Here is a 14,585-nt window from a genome sequence, read left to right on the forward strand (position 1 = left end):
TTGCTATTTAGATACAGCCCTGACCGACCTTCCTTCGAGAAGGCTGACCTGGATTTTCATCGGCCCATTCGGTTCGGATTCACCCTTTATCAAATCGAGGAGGGCTCCCGCTGCCATGGCACCCCACTTCTTCTTGGAGTAGGCAATCGTTGTCAGGCGCGGGTCTATATAATGAGAGATTTCAATATTATCAAACCCGATGATATGAATATCCTTGCCGATTATGAACTCTGTATTTGAAAGAAAATTGAACATGCCTATCGCCATTTCATCGTTGAAACAGAAAACCCCAACAGGGCCGGAGTATTCTTTCGTAATTTTTTCCGCGGCGGCCATACCTGATTCTTTATCAAAATGGCCTTGTATCTCTGTATACGCAACGTTGGGATTATCCTTTACGGCTGCCCTCGCAGCTTCCAGCCTGCGTGTGGAATCATAGGATTCCTTAGGCCCTGTAACAAAATAAAGCTTGTCGAGCCCCGCGTCGAGCAAGGTGTGGACAGCAATTCCAGCCCCAGCCTGATTATCGAGCAATACTTGCCTTATATTATCATGCATCAGTTCCCGGTCAAGAACGACAAGCTTGTGCCCGCGTTCCGCGTACGACAGCAATTCAGCATCTTGAAAGGAAGCGTCCAATATAATCGCTCCATCAATCATTCTTTCAGGAAGGAAACGATGGGATTGTGTCCCAGTACATACAATAAGCTCATAGCCGCTTTTTGAAAGTTTTTCACGCATGCCGTGGAGGAGATGGCCGTAAAACGCGCCGCTGTAATCAGTAAGATAGGCACCGATTATTTTGGTTTCCTGTTTTTTTAAATTCCGTGCGGCGGCATTCGGAATATAATCCAGCTCTTCTGCCAGGGCCATTATTCTGGCTCGCGTTTCCTCGGTGACCTTTGTGCTTCCATTCAAGGCGTAAGACACTGTAGAAATGGAAACGCCCGCGCGCTTTGCTATATCTTTAATACTGACCAAGAATTTTCCTCCGTCCTGTACAAATGCCTCTCTTATTGGATGCTTTAACATCAGCGGAAAAAACGCCGCTTATGGTAGGTTCGCTTCAACCTTATTATAAGACATACAACATCGATGTTAAAATCAAAATTTAGATTGCCGGAGGTTGCATGTATCCTCCGGCAGACAATATAGAAGTACCTCTTTGTTTACATGAAAATTTCTATTTCATTCTTCTCGGATCCAAGCAGCTGCTTCAAGAGATTCCGTTCGATTAGCAGTCCGCCGCTTCGGTACCGGTTGGCAATCATTTCTCCATCCACAGTTTCCCCGTTTATTTTTACGGAAATCCCGCTGTTGCCTTCAAGATGATAAATGAATGCTACTGGCAGGCCATCGAACTTGAAATCAAAGCGCAAGCCATCGAGCTCCTGGGGCAGGACCGGGTCGATGATTAAACCCCGGGCATTCCGGCGGATTCCAAGGCAGTTTGAAATGAGCTGGTTCATATAAATTCCCGGGCCGCTTGAATAAATCCTCCAGCCCCCTTTAACTTTAACCTTTCCAGCTTTCAATTCATCAAATCTCTCCCTGGCTTCGTACCTCGTTTTAAAGCTTCCGTCCGAGCTGCTGAAGTACGCATTGCTCTGGCGGAAATCAGCATTAGGAACTGCATCCTTTAACCCTACCGGATTGATTGTTTCAAGTCCTTTCCAAGCTTCATCTGCTTTTCCAAGCTTGGCCATAGCCTCGACAAACCGGATGTGGGCATGGACATATTGAAGGCCGATTTCCCTTCCGAAGTTGGCCGCCTGTTCGGCGCGTTTAAAATTGGTGCTTACCCCGCCCTCATAGTTGGCTGGGCGGTTCATTAGGCGGACGCCATCAGGGCAATACAAATGTTCCTTAATTAATTCATAGTGTGCCTTGGCGGAATCTGGGCTAAGAAGTTCACTGATCATGCTCCTTGTCATTGGAAGGAGGCGATAATTTATACCCGTTTTATTATCTTCCGGATGGACCATCAATTCAGGTTTGCCTGGCTCCTCCATATAGATGAAACCTGGCAGGATTCCTGTTGAAAGCATGTATGTTTGATAGTCGCTTTCAATTCCACGTGCCAGTTCTTCCAGTTCTGATGCTTCTTTTTCAGCAATAGGGCCCAAGGCTTTTGCGAAGCCCTTGATTGTCTGATAGGTCAAGGCAACGGTCCAGCTGCTGACCATATATTTTTTTAGCTGGGCATTGGCAGGCTGGAGGGTGTCATCCCAGTCGCCGTCCCCATATGAAGATAGATAGGTATCATGCAGGAAATTGTTTTTAATATACTCAATTTCCTTTTTGGCATGGTCCAGAATCGAGGCATTGTGTTGTGTAAACTTAAAGGAACCATTTATTGTATATGGCACTTGTTCCTCGAGTATCCCATAGTCCCCGGTAGCCGTAATATAGTCCCCAAGAACCTTCAGCGGCCAAACGATAATATCGCCATGGCTTTCACCGGCCTGGATGTAAGAGTAGTTATCGAACATAAACCATTGCGGCCAGTTTCCGCTATCTTCGTATTGATGTGAATAAACTGTTTTAATGATTTCACGGGCAGAACCATCATTTTGTGTGGCCAGGAAGTATTCAACCGGTCCCTGGCAAACATCCCTTGTCCCCCATGCGGCGCCGCCGTATTGTTCAAGCCCGTGCGGAACCGAGTAATGGACAAGCATATTGTGGGTATACCACCACGCCACTGCATTGACCTTTTCAATTGGCAAAGATGTTTTTTCATTTCCGAGCCTGAAACCATTCATGACATTTTTCAAGAATGCTCTATATTTTTCAATCTCTAGGTCGGCGTTTCCTTCAAAAAGTGGGATGTCTTCCCCATGGAGCCTTCCTTGGATCACAATGGACCATTCCGGTGTCTCTGATAAAGCCAGTGCAACGATACCGGCACTGCCAGCAGGTATCCCTACGGCAAATATCTGTTCATCCGTAATTTCCGCCTTTGCCCCCCGGATGTGAAGCTTATAGGAGAGGCCAGGATAGCTATTGCTGCTTTCCGCATGTTCGCCCGCCTTAAACAAGACGGACTGCCCATCTTGTTCCATTCGGAAAGGTACTTCATATTCATTGCTGTTCATCGAAATTTGGTTCGTAACAAGATACCGGTACTTCCTTCCGCTTTTTGAGCTCGCTGAAAGGACCAGTTCTGGCGTTTCAACCGATGTAAAGTTCGTAATGATTATAGTGTCACCGCCGAACTTATAATGCCAGCGCGTATAATTGAAGCCGATTTCAAAAAGGGACGGCATGGTCAACAGCCTGTATTTTCCGTCGAGTTCTACATAAATCCTCTGCCCGGAGGTTTTAAGGACGTTAAGGTGATTCCGGGCGTTTGTCATCATTTTGTTGAATGATGTATTTCCTACAACTACTTGTGAATTAAAGATGCCATACATGTACGAAGTGGATGTAAGGGTGTTTTCCTTCATTTTCGCATTGTTCCCTGTCATCACAATATGTCCGTGCGGCCGCTCGACAAGCAGTTCTTTTTCTTTTAAAACAATATGCTCATACGTATCTGTAAAGAAGCTTAGCAGTGTATCGCCGTCCCACTCTTCCTCAATCCTGTTCGGGAACAGCGTGTCTATGTCCTGCTGGGACATTGAGTCCGTCTTAAGCGGTTTTCCAAACACAGAAGACAGGGTTGGTTTATTGTTTAAAGGTACTGAAGGCTTTTGCCTGCCTTTTGCCCGGTTCCAGGCGTCTTCAATCTCATTTGTGTATTCAAGCGACGTAACTGCTTCGGGATGGTTTTCTTTGAACAAGCCATAAAATACGACTTTCTCGTTGCCATTCAGCTTGATTTTTCTAGATTGAAGGGCCGTAAAGGCGAACTCATACTGATAAATTTCATTTGGCAAAAATGGTTTTTCCAAGGCTTCTGGGCGGTCGGTTTCCTTGTAGGAAAGGCCATAGAACTGGAATCCATCTGTCGAATAGCCGACAGCTCCTGTAAGCGAGCCCTGCTGTAGATATGGAAAGCCTCCCGGCTGAGGCTGGTTTTGGCGTGAACATACAGCATAGCCATATTTGTTTTCATAGATTGAGTGATCAATATAATGGGACAAGTATGCTTCATTGGAACGGACAAATCCCTGGCTGCCGAGCCCGAGATCCTGTGTGTAAATGACGTCCACCTCGGCATTGCCGCCTTCTAGGTCAACTTCCCAGAACCACAATCCCTGTTCTTCAAGCCTTAAGGTAACCATGTAAGCAATGTCTTTTGCTTTTCCCTGCCAAACGACTGCATCGCCTTCATGGCGGACGCTGCAAGTTGATTTAATTCCCAAAAGGGGAACCGCATCTATTTGGCTGCCTTCATGGAAGCGGAGGTAAAGGTTATTCAAGGACCCGTCCAAGGGATTGCCGAGTACTTGATTCAGCATAATTTCGCCATGTGTGGCAAAATAAAGGTCGCCGCTTTCCAAAAACGTAAAGCGGGTTTTTCCTTTCTCTACAGTAAACATCGTTTCGTTCAACATTGGCATGGTGTTCCCTCCGGTCGTTATTTTACGAGCTTAAAGGCCAGTTCAATCCCATCCCGGCTGTTTGGCCCGATATAGGCGTTGAATTGTCCTGCATCGCTTTTATAATCAAGATTTGAATGGTAGTAGCGAAGCATTTCTTCCGTTATAGTAAATTCGACTTTTTTTGATTGGCCAGGTTCCAGCCATATTTTTTTGAACCCCTTCAGCTCCCGGACGGGCCGGACAATTTCCCCCGAAATATCGCGAATGTACAGCTGGACCGTCTCTTCACCGGCAACCGGGCCGCTGTTTGTAACTCTGGCTGTTACAGTAATGGAACCATCCATCAGTAATGTCGCTGATGAAACCTCTGCATCGCTATAATGGAAGTTTGCATAACTTAACCCAAATCCGAATGGGAAGCGCGGGCTATTTGGAATATCTAGATATCTTGAAACATATGTGTCCGTTTCGCTTGTTTTCGGCCGGCCTGTATTAAAGCTGTTGTAATAAACAGGGACTTGGCCAACTGAATGAGGGAAGGACATTGAAAGGCGCCCGGATGGGTTTGCATCTCCGTACAGAAGATCGGCTATAGCCGCTCCGCCTTCCGTGCCTGGGTACCATGCTTCCAGGATGGCGTCCGCTTCGTCAATCACCCCGTCAAGATCAAGGGGACGGCCGTTGAACAGGACTGCGGCCATTGGTTTGCCTAATTTGGCTAGTTCTTTCACCAACTCGCGCTGGATTTTAGGAAGTCGGATATCCGCGCGGCAATTTGCCTCACCGCTCATTTCAGACTTTTCTCCAAGCGCGAGAATGATAATCTCCGCTTCTTTTGCCGCTTCGATTGCTTGCTGAAGCTCATCTTCTGTTCCGGTTTCAATGCCGCAGCCTTGGCTTATGGAGAAAAGTGATGAGTCAATTTTCTCGGTAATTCCTTTAGCAAGCGTAGTGGCTAACTCGCGGGAACCATGCCATGACCACGGCCCGAGGATATCCCCGTTTTCCGCAAATGGGCCAATCAGGGCAATCTTCTTGTCACGGCCAAGCGGCAGCAATCCATTATTTTTAAGGAGAACACACGATTTGGCTGCCATTTTACGCGCAAAATCCCTATGGGCTGGAGAGAGGACAATTTCTTTCTCCCTATCTTCATTTGCACCTCGATATGGATTTTCAAATAAGCCTAGTTTGTCTTTCAGGCGGAGAATACGAAGGACCGCTTCGTCAATCAGGCTTTCAGGAACCTTTCCGTCTGCCACCAAATTCTTCAGGTTTTTCACATAACAAGGCGTCATCATCTCAATGTCGACCCCCGCCTCAATTGCTTTAAGGGCGGCTTCCTCTTCATCCTCTGCGGCTCCGTGATTAATCATTTCTTTTACAGCGGCCCAGTCAGAGATGAGTACGCCATCGAAGCCCCATTCGTCCCGCAGGATTCCGCGCATGAGCGCCTTATTGCCTGTAGCCGGGATGCCGTCGACTATATTGAAAGAGGTCATGACCATTTCACAGCCTTCATCCAGCGCTGCTTTGTATGCTGGCAAATACGTTTCCCGGAGCGTCCGCTCTGACATATCGACCGTGTTGTAATCGCGGCCTCCCTCAGCCGCACCATACGCGGCAAAATGCTTCACACAGGCGGCAACATGGTCATAGCTGTTTGCCAGGTCATCACCCTGGAAACCGCGGACAAAGGCCCGGGCAAAAACGCTATTTAGATACGGGTCTTCACCAGTGGATTCCATTACACGGCCCCAGCGCGGATCGCGGACTAGGTCAACCATCGGGGCAAACGTGACATGAACGCCAGATACGGCAGCTTCCTTAGCAGCGATTGAAGCGCTTTCTTCAGCAGCCTCCAAGTCCCATGAGCACCCTAGCGCGAGGGGGACGGGGAAGATGGTTTTAAATCCGTGAATAATATCAGCCATGAACAGAAGCGGGATACCGTGTGGATTTTCCTCCAAAAAGACTTTTTGTATGTTCATGACTTCCTTGGCGCCAGAAGCCCCAAGGATTGAGCCTGAGTTGATGACGGTATCTTCGGTTATTCCCATATCGGCAATCGGGCCTGTAATATGGCCGCCATCTGAGGACCCTTTATAAAAAGGTGTGGCAAGCTGCATTAATTGAGCTATTTTTTCATCAAGGGACATTTTTTCCAATAATTCGGACAAGCGTTTTTCAGTCATATGCTGACCCCTTCCACACATTTTGGTGAAACGTTTCGATTGAATTATAAACGCTTTCATGGAGGCAGTCAATTGGTTTATAGAAACGTTTCGATTAATGGTAAAAAAGAGAGGCCGGCTGAGCGGAGTAATTATAGAGGAAATTGTAGAAAATGAATCGATAAAGTGAAATATGAATCGGTAGGAAAAAATTAATCGTTTGAATCCAAAAAAATAAAGCGGGGGAATTCCGCCGCTTCATTCGAGAACCGAGGAAGCAGGAGGAGCGAACCCTGCACCACTGTTTTAAAATTTGCCAAGATGTTTTGTGCAATTATAGAGGCTGCATTCCCATACCTCGTCTGTATGGCTTAGTATGGTAACGGAGGTATTGTGAAGCGGCGGTTCATTTTTCAGCTCTCGCACAAGTTCGCCGACAATTTTCCGTATAAAAGCACCGTGGCTGACAATGAGAATGTTTTTGCCGGGATTGGCTTCTTTTATTTCCTGAATGGCGGGGAGGCCGCGTTCCAGGACCGATTCGTGTTTTTCGAAGCCAAGGTCCTGCTTTCGCCAATCGCTGCCCCATTTGGCAATGCGTTCTTCCTCGATTGTCCCTTCTATTTGGCCCCCGCTTACTTCGCGGAGCCGTGGATCAAAGTGAACTTCTTCTACTCCTATCCTGGCTGCGATTATTTCAGCCGTTTGCCTTGCCCGCAAAAGAGGGCTGGCGTAGATCGCATCCCATTCTTCTCCGGATAGCCTGTCTGCGAGCATGCGCGCTTCGTTGATTCCATCCTGGTCCAGTGGGATATCAGAGCTTCCCTGGGCGCGCCTTTCTTTGTTCCATGCCGTCGTTCCGTGGCGAATAAAACCGATTATCGTCATAATAGCCTCCTAAGTGGTTATACGATTAGGTGTTCTCGATTAATGGAAGGTATTCCTTCTTCAAACCTTTTTGTTTGAATAAAAGCAGAGGATCCATCCCCTGCTTCTATGATTCAATCCCATTCGGCCAGTTTGTTTTTCCAGGAGCGGGTGGTATCCGGGTCGGGGCTATTGATGAAAATATGGCCATTTTTTGTTTCAATGTGGAGGTAGGGAGGAAAGCCTTTTTGGATAAACAACAGGCTTGTTCCATAGCCTTCGAGTTTGAAATTTCCTTTTGCGATTTTGGCCGTTCCAAAACCGTCGACTTTAACGGTAGCCTTTGGCATTTTTTCAAGCAGCTCAACTGTCTGTATGTCCCCGTAAGGAATTTCCTCCCCATACATTCCGGTAATCTCCATTCCTTCTTTTTTGAAAATTAGCTCTACTTCCTGGTAGCCAAAAAACATTAGGACCCCAATTGAAACAAATGTAAACACGGCGATGCCGGAAGTGATGAAATAGCTTCTCTTTCGCTTTGCTGGTGTTTCGTAGCGTGAAAGATAAATAATTCCCCCGAGTAAAAAGATGAGCATGAAACCGATAATTACCTCGACCGCATAAGGAAATGAAGTGAACAGGAGCGGCAGCAATAAAATCATTCCCGCTCCCGATGCCATTAATAGCGTTCCAACCTTTTGTGGGAGCGCACTCTCAATCAGTTGCGCCTGCTCCTCTTTTGGCCGAAAGGCAAATCCTGAGATAAGCCAGTATGCCCCTTTCCTTACTGCCCAGCCGAGCAGGATGAGCAGTAGGGCGGTGCCCATTAAAATGAAAAATAACGCCATCATAAAGACGCCTCCTTCGTTAATGCCCTTTGTTCAAGAATACTATACTTTTCCATTTTTGGGCTTGGTGCAGATGAAAAAAATAAAATTGCTGGATGGAGTTTGGTGCGTAGGTGCGGAAAAATGTAATGGAGGAAGCGAGGTAATTGCGGCTTTTTCTTTTCCCAAAAAAACAGGGCTCCAATAGGAACCCTGCTTGAAAAGTTATTTGCGGATGAACATTTGTGTCCAGTGGTAGCCGGATTGCTCAAATCCAACGCCGATATGAGTGAAATCGCGGTTCAGGATGTTTTTGCGGTGTCCTTCCGAGTTCATCCAGGCCTGGACGACTTCCTCTGGTGTGCGCTGGCCCATGGCGATGTTTTCACCGGCGCTTGTGTAGGTGACGCCGAAGTCGCGCATCATGTCAAATGGCGACCCGTAAGTAGGGCTTGTGTGCGAGAAGTAGTTCTTTTGCTGCATGTCCTGTGACTTTTTCAAAGCAACGCCGCTCAGTTTGGTATCCGCCTTTAATGGCGGAAGGCCGTTTTGCTGGCGCTGGACATTGGTGAGGTCAATGACCTGTTGGGCCTCTTTGCTGATTCCGGCTGCTTGTTGCTTCGCGGGAGCTTGTTGTGGCGCCGCTTGCCGCTGCTTAGGCGCTGCCGTTCCTTGCTTTTGTTGATTAGGTGCTTTGTCCGGCTGCATGACTGGAGGCTGTGCGCCAGAGTTTTGCGGGATAGAGATTTGCCAATACTGGTTCCCGCTCGGATAATCTTGAATTTGTCCGGTACGTGGGTCGATTCTGAGGAACTGGTACTTGGCTGGCTGAACTAAAATCGCTCCAGTTTCCGGATAACTTTGGCTATCCATTGTGGTTTCAAGACTGGAAATATTGAACATACCATTCCGGTCTTTACCATGCCGATCGTTGTTGCCGAACGTTCCAAACCCGTCATTCCGGTCATCCCGGTTATTTCGGCCAAACCCGTCATTCCGGTCATCCCGGTCATTTCGGCCAAACCGGTCATTGCGGTCGTCGTCGTGCCCTGGATTCCACTCTTCGGTCAGCAGGCCTTCATGGTCCATGCCGAAAAAGTCATTGTTTCTGTCACCGTTGTTGTCGCGGACATTGTACGCCCCTGTTCCATGATCCATGGCGTTGTTTCTATCGTTGTTGTCGTTGGCGTTACAGGCGGCGAGGCCAAAAGTCAGGACACTGGCGGCCATTATGCCCACGGTCTTTTTTATCAAGTTGCATGCCTCCTTAAGACAATATTGTGGTACGCTCTTATTCTTCAACCGGATGGGTAAAATATGAATGGAAATAAGGTGGGGTATGGCTATAAAAAGGAAGACGCGGAAACTGGCTGCCCTATACGCCATTTTGATGGTGGATGGTATAATTTAGTGAAAAAAGGTAGGTGGAGAATATGACAATAGAAGAAGTAATGGAAAGGCTCGCCGAAATGGGAACGGAACAAACGAAAAAAACCTTTTTGCGGCATGGTGCCAGGGAGCCGCTATTTGGGGTTAAAGTCGGCGATTTGAAAACGCTTGTGAAATACATAAAGAAAGACCAGCAGCTTGTTCTGGCGCTCTACAATACAGGAAATTACGATGCCATGTACCTTGCTGGGCTATCTGTTAATCCGAAACTTTTGAATAAGAGTACGCTTCAGGATTGGGCAGAGAAAGCGTATTGGCATGGGCTGGCTGAATATACAGTTGCCAGCGCGGCGGCCGAAAGCAATTTCGCCCTTGAACTTGCCAGGGAATGGATTGAAGCCGAGAAAGAAACAATTGCTGTATGTGGATGGAGTACATACGCCAATTATCTTTCCATCAGTCAGGACGATGACCTTGACCTGGACGAAATCAGGGGGCTATTGAATCGGGTGGAGAAAACGATTCATTCCGAAAGAAACAGGGTGCGGTATGTAATGAACATGTTTGTAATTTGTGCAGGTTCGTTTGTCAAGCCTTTGCATGATGAGGCATTAAGGGTTGCAAGCGCCATCGGCAAGGTGCAAGTAAATGTAGGAAATACGGCTTGCAAGGTGCCAGTCGCGGAAGATTATATTCATAAAGTTGAGCAAAAAGGAAAAATTGGGGTAAAGAAGAAGACATGCATTTGCTAATGCTTGAATGAAGGTAGAAAGGTGCGGGAAGTATGGAAAAGAATCAATTGAAAAGGGGATTGAGCAATAGGCATATCCAGTTAATTGCCCTTGGTGGAACGATTGGGGTCGGGCTATTTTATGGGTCTGCCGCGACAATCAAGCTTGCCGGCCCCGCCATCCTGCTTTCCTACCTACTTGGCGGCGTGGTTATTTTTATGATTATGAGGGCATTGGGGGAAATGGCGGTTGCCGACCCTGTTTCGGGCTCCTTTAGTGCATATGCGAATAAATACCTTGGTCCGTTTGCAGGTTATTTGACTGGCTGGACATACTGGTTTAACTGGATTGTTGTCGGAATGGCCGAGATTACGGTTGTCGGCGTTTACATCAACCATTGGTTTCCTGATGTTCCCCAGTGGGTTTCGGCGCTTGGCGCATTGGTTGTGATCACTCTGGTCAATCTGATTAATGTTAAGGCGTACGGCGAGTTTGAGTTTTGGTTCGCTCTCATTAAAGTAGTCGCGATTGTGAGTATGATTATTGCGGGCTTTGGAATTATCCTGTTTGGAATTGGGAATGGCGGAGTACCAGTCGGGTTTGGGAACCTATGGGAAAATGGGGGCTTTGTCCCGAATGGAGTATGGGGGCTATTCCTTTCTCTCGTGATGGTCATGTTTTCCTTTGGCGGGATTGAAATGATCGGATTGACAGCGGGAGAAGCCAAAAATCCGGAGAAAACGATTCCCTCTGCGATAAACAATGTCATTTGGCGTGTCCTTATTTTCTATATTGGTGCGCTTGGAATTATCATGATATTGTACCCATGGAATGAAATCGGGACAACCGGCAGCCCATTTGTCCTGATTTTTGATAAAATCGGAATGCCAGCAGCGGCGGATATCATAAATTTTGTTGTCCTTACTGCCGCCCTTTCCGCGTTTAATAGCGGCATGTACGGAACAGGGAGGATGCTCTACAGTTTGGCGGACCAGGGCAATGGGCCTTCTTTTTTCCGGCAATTGAGCAGGTCGGGAGTGCCGGCCCGTGGGGTACTGTTTTCAGCCTCAATTTTGCTGGTTGCGGTTTTTCTTAACTACATCGTTCCAGAAAAAGTTTTTTATTATATCACTTCGATTGCCACTGTGGCTGCGGTAACAAGCTGGACGATAATCCTTGTCACGCATATGAGGTTCAGGAAGGAAAGAAGAAGGGATATTGGGCTGTTCAAGATGCCGTTTTTTCCTTATTCTTCGTATTTCGCGCTTGTGGCCCTTGCGGCAGTGGTCGTTGCCATGGCCTTTATCGAAGGAATGGCGGTGGCGTTTATAGTCGCCCCAGTTTGGTTTGTACTATTGTTTATTGGATACCGATTAAATAAAAGTAAATCACATTAAAAGAAGCCACTCCGATTGTGCCGGAGTGGCTTTGTTTGACGTTATGATGCTTTCAGTTCTGTGTTTTGGCTGGCGGGTTTCGGTGTTTTGCTCCCCATAGCCATGCCGATCAATGTACCGGCGAGGGCGGGAACGACCCAGTCCATTCCTGCCGAAGCAAATGGAAGTGCGTTCCTTAACGTAAGAATTGGTCCGAGATTCACCCCAAAGGTGCTCAAGCCGCTGATGGCCGCGAAAACTCCTGTAAATAGCATCGCTGTTCCGTATACCCGGCGAGGATTTTTAAAGAAACGATGAAAGAAGCTTAACGCTATAAGGACAATTGTCAACGGGTAGGCTGTAACCAGGAATGGAACCGAAACTTTAAGAATTTGCGCCAGCCCCATATTGGAAAGGACGAACCCGACAAGGGTTACCATCGATACGACCGCTTTATAGCTGAGCTTTGGAATAAGGTTCGAGAAGTATTGTCCGCATGCGGCGGTAAGGCCGACAACTGTCGTAAAGCAGGCAAGTGTGAAAATCAGGCCAAGCAGGACTGGGCCGCTTGTTCCGAGGAGAAAAGCGGAAGCTGCGGTGAGCAATTCCGTTCCGGACTCGAAAGTTTCTGCGATACCCATCTTCCCGCCAACATAGCCGAGCGATACGTAAACAAGCGCCAGAAGCGAGCCAGCGATAGCCGCCGCTTTCACTGTATAACGGGTAAGCTGCTTCTCATTGCTGATGCCCCGCTGCTTGACGGCAGTCAATATAACAATCCCGAATGCCAGTGAGGCAAGGGCGTCCATCGTATTGTATCCCTCAATGAAGCCTTTAAAGAAAGCTCCATTTTCATATCCGCCAGTTGGAGCCTTGGCATCGCCGCCCAATTTCATGAAACCGGCAGTACACAGAGTGACAATTGAAATAAGAAGGACCGGAGTAATCCAGCGCCCCATATATTTCTCCATTTTGTTATGGTTTAGGGCTGTCAAGTATACGATGAGGAAGAAAACAGCCGAATACACAAACAATGCCAAAGTTTTATTAAATGATTCAGGAGCGAAAGGCAAGATGCCCATTTCGAATGCAACAGATGCGTTCCTTGGGATTGCAAGGAAAGGTCCGATTGACAGGTAAATGACAGCCATAAAGATTGCGCTGAAAGTAGGATGGACCCTGTTGCCCAGTGCTTCCGCTCCTCCTTTTACAAGTGAAACGGCAATCAGAACCGCAAGTGGAAGGCCAACTGCCGTTAGGATAAATCCGGCCATTGCGAGCCAATAGGATGTTCCGGATAAGGCGCCAAGCATTGGAGGGAAAATTAGATTGCCAGCTCCAAAAAACATCGAAAATAACATGAATCCGATAAACAGTGTATCAAACTTTTTCATCTCTAACTCTCCCTTTTTGTTATTTTAAAATAAAAAACCCGCCCCCGTAAAATTACAGGGACGAGTTAATACTCGCGATACCACCCTACTTCCGCAGCGGCCAAAAGGCATGCGGCACTCAGCCAACGTACAATCATACGTGTTCCTTTGTAACGGCGGAAAAACCGTCAAAGCTTACTAAAATTCAGCTTTGCATCTCGGAGATGATTTTCGGCCAGGCACTGGACGCCGGCTTCCACCATGTGCCGGCTCTCTGGGGAACAGTCTTCCCAGCTTACTCTTCTCGTCATCGAATTTTTTATTTAAAAATAATTTAACAGAGGCCTTATTTGGTGTCAATCACTTTTTGACAATTTAAACTATTGCCGCCATAGAAGCAAAAGTCCCGTTAAAACAAAAAACCCGTCACTGTAACAATGTAAGCGGTGTCTGGAAGGAAAAAATTAACGTTCGATTTTTTTGTGTCAGGATGGGTGATGAAAGAGCCGAAACCCGGTTGTTTAGTTTTATTCAAATCCCAGATTCGTGACAACCCAATGGGCAAACGGCTAGCAACGGAACCTGCCACCATTCCTTTCACCTATAGTACATAAAGGTAGATGCTTAAGAAATGGGCGAGGCTTCCCAATAAAATAAAAATGTGGAAGATTTCATGGAAGCCCATGTATTTTGTGCGGAGGAAATTTGGTTTTGCGCCATAGATAATTCCCCCAATTGTGTATATGACTCCCCCAAGGATAAGTAGGGTGAGGCCTTCGCGCGGAATCGATCCTGCGAGCGGCGATGCGACGAAGATAATCATCCAGCCCATGATGATGTACAGCGCGGTAGACAGCCAGCGCGGGCAATTGAACCAAACCATTTTGAAAATGACGCCGATTACGGCTACGGTAGCAATAATGGCAAACATTGCCCAGCCTGTCGTTCCGTTCAAGCTGATAAGGCAAAAGGGGGCGTATGTTCCGGCGATTAATACGAAGATCATGGAATGGTCGAGCCTTCGCAGAAAGGCAATTACCCGATCTTTAGCAATGACCATATGATAGGTGGCCGAGGCCGAGTAGAGAAGGATCATGCTAATTCCAAAAATAATGACAGCCGATATCGCCAGCGGGGAAGCGGCTCCTGCTGTAGCCTTGATGACCATGGCCAGAAGTCCGGCAAACGATAACAAAGCACCCATAAGGTGGGTTAATCCATTGATTGGTTCACGTATATACGCATTCATATAACAGCCTCCTCACAACACTTAATGTAGTTTTAATAACTACATATAATGATATTACTAATTCGTTATGTAGTCAACGTTAAAAAAATCCTGTATAATAAAATATATT

The 14,585-nt window shown here is 47.1% G+C and carries 11 protein-coding genes and 1 other annotated feature; of the genes, 3 read left to right on the plus strand and 8 right to left on the minus strand.

Translation table 11 applies throughout. The features are described 5' to 3' along the window. Positions 1 to 3: 3 nt before the first annotated feature. The 5 genes from RB160_RS13005 to RB160_RS13025 form a co-directional block, all read right to left on the minus strand. A complete protein-coding gene (locus RB160_RS13005; protein WP_316570857.1) occupies positions 4 to 981 on the minus strand; it encodes a LacI family DNA-binding transcriptional regulator in 978 nt (325 codons plus the stop codon). 188 nt (positions 982 to 1,169) lie between these two features. Further along, a complete protein-coding gene (locus RB160_RS13010; RefSeq protein WP_316570858.1) occupies positions 1,170 to 4,508 on the minus strand; it encodes a GH36-type glycosyl hydrolase domain-containing protein in 3,339 nt (1,112 codons plus the stop codon). 17 nt (positions 4,509 to 4,525) lie between these two features. Next, on the minus strand, positions 4,526 to 6,685 hold the full coding sequence (locus tag RB160_RS13015) for a glycoside hydrolase family 3 N-terminal domain-containing protein (protein WP_316570859.1): 2,160 nt from the start codon (positions 6,683 to 6,685) through the stop codon (positions 4,526 to 4,528). A 285-nt stretch (positions 6,686 to 6,970) separates the two neighbouring features. Continuing rightward, a complete protein-coding gene (locus tag RB160_RS13020; RefSeq protein ID WP_316570860.1) occupies positions 6,971 to 7,552 on the minus strand; it encodes a histidine phosphatase family protein in 582 nt (193 codons plus the stop codon). 113 nt (positions 7,553 to 7,665) lie between these two features. Beyond that, positions 7,666 to 8,382 carry a DUF3784 domain-containing protein gene (locus RB160_RS13025; protein ID WP_316570861.1) on the minus strand — a complete coding sequence of 239 codons (717 nt, stop codon included), beginning with the start codon at positions 8,380 to 8,382 and terminating at the stop codon, positions 7,666 to 7,668. On the opposite strand from RB160_RS13025, the gene RB160_RS13030 reads away from it, so the two are divergent. Then, on the plus strand, positions 8,363 to 8,566 hold the full coding sequence (locus RB160_RS13030; protein ID WP_316570862.1) for a hypothetical protein: 204 nt from the start codon (positions 8,363 to 8,365) through the stop codon (positions 8,564 to 8,566). The genes RB160_RS13025 and RB160_RS13030 overlap by 20 nt on opposite strands. Before the next feature lie 17 nt (positions 8,567 to 8,583). Here RB160_RS13030 and RB160_RS13035 read toward each other — a convergent pair whose 3' ends face one another. After that, positions 8,584 to 9,261 carry a CAP domain-containing protein gene (locus tag RB160_RS13035; protein ID WP_483870178.1) on the minus strand — a complete coding sequence of 226 codons (678 nt, stop codon included), beginning with the start codon at positions 9,259 to 9,261 and terminating at the stop codon, positions 8,584 to 8,586. Positions 9,262 to 9,791: 530 nt separating this feature from the next. Here RB160_RS13035 and RB160_RS13040 point away from each other — a divergent pair. Further along, positions 9,792 to 10,499 (plus strand): DNA alkylation repair protein, encoded by a 708-nt coding sequence (locus tag RB160_RS13040; protein ID WP_316570864.1) that lies wholly within the window; start codon positions 9,792 to 9,794, stop codon positions 10,497 to 10,499. Between the two features lie 32 nt (positions 10,500 to 10,531). Beyond that, positions 10,532 to 11,875, plus strand: a complete 1,344-nt coding sequence (locus tag RB160_RS13045) for an amino acid permease (protein WP_316570865.1) — start codon at positions 10,532 to 10,534, stop codon at positions 11,873 to 11,875. Positions 11,876 to 11,916: 41 nt separating this feature from the next. Here RB160_RS13045 and brnQ read toward each other — a convergent pair whose 3' ends face one another. Both brnQ and trhA read right to left on the minus strand, forming a co-directional pair. Then, complete coding sequence (gene brnQ / locus RB160_RS13050; protein WP_316570866.1) at positions 11,917 to 13,248, minus strand: branched-chain amino acid transport system II carrier protein; 1,332 nt, start codon at positions 13,246 to 13,248, stop codon at positions 11,917 to 11,919. A 53-nt stretch (positions 13,249 to 13,301) separates the two neighbouring features. Then, positions 13,302 to 13,547 (minus strand) — a binding site (T-box leader). 281 nt (positions 13,548 to 13,828) lie between these two features. Further along, positions 13,829 to 14,476 (minus strand): PAQR family membrane homeostasis protein TrhA, encoded by a 648-nt coding sequence (gene trhA, locus RB160_RS13055; protein WP_316570867.1) that lies wholly within the window; start codon positions 14,474 to 14,476, stop codon positions 13,829 to 13,831. Between the last annotated feature and the right edge of the window lie 109 nt (positions 14,477 to 14,585).

Source organism: Neobacillus sp. YIM B06451 (assembly GCF_032667185.1).
In the GTDB taxonomy this organism is placed as follows: Bacteria; Bacillota; Bacilli; order Bacillales; family Cytobacillaceae; genus Bacillus_D.

Bases quoted from the DNA above. Each gene is read 5' to 3' on its own strand.
- RB160_RS13010 (WP_316570858.1), bottom strand. From the start codon at position 4,508: ATGCCAATGTTGAACGAAACGATGTTTACTGTAGAGAAAGGAAAAACC.
- RB160_RS13015 (WP_316570859.1), bottom strand. From the start codon at position 6,685: ATGACTGAAAAACGCTTGTCCGAATTATTGGAAAAAATGTCCCTTGAT.
- RB160_RS13020 (WP_316570860.1), bottom strand. From the start codon at position 7,552: ATGACGATAATCGGTTTTATTCGCCACGGAACGACGGCATGGAACAAA.
- RB160_RS13030 (WP_316570862.1), top strand. From the start codon at position 8,363: ATGAAAAATAACGCCATCATAAAGACGCCTCCTTCGTTAATGCCCTTT.
- RB160_RS13025 (WP_316570861.1), bottom strand. From the start codon at position 8,382: ATGATGGCGTTATTTTTCATTTTAATGGGCACCGCCCTACTGCTCATC.
- RB160_RS13035 (WP_483870178.1), bottom strand. From the start codon at position 9,261: ATGTTCAATATTTCCAGTCTTGAAACCACAATGGATAGCCAAAGTTAT.
- RB160_RS13040 (WP_316570864.1), top strand. From the start codon at position 9,792: ATGACAATAGAAGAAGTAATGGAAAGGCTCGCCGAAATGGGAACGGAA.
- RB160_RS13045 (WP_316570865.1), top strand. From the start codon at position 10,532: ATGGAAAAGAATCAATTGAAAAGGGGATTGAGCAATAGGCATATCCAG.
- brnQ (WP_316570866.1), bottom strand. From the start codon at position 13,248: ATGAAAAAGTTTGATACACTGTTTATCGGATTCATGTTATTTTCGATG.
- trhA (WP_316570867.1), bottom strand. From the start codon at position 14,476: ATGAATGCGTATATACGTGAACCAATCAATGGATTAACCCACCTTATG.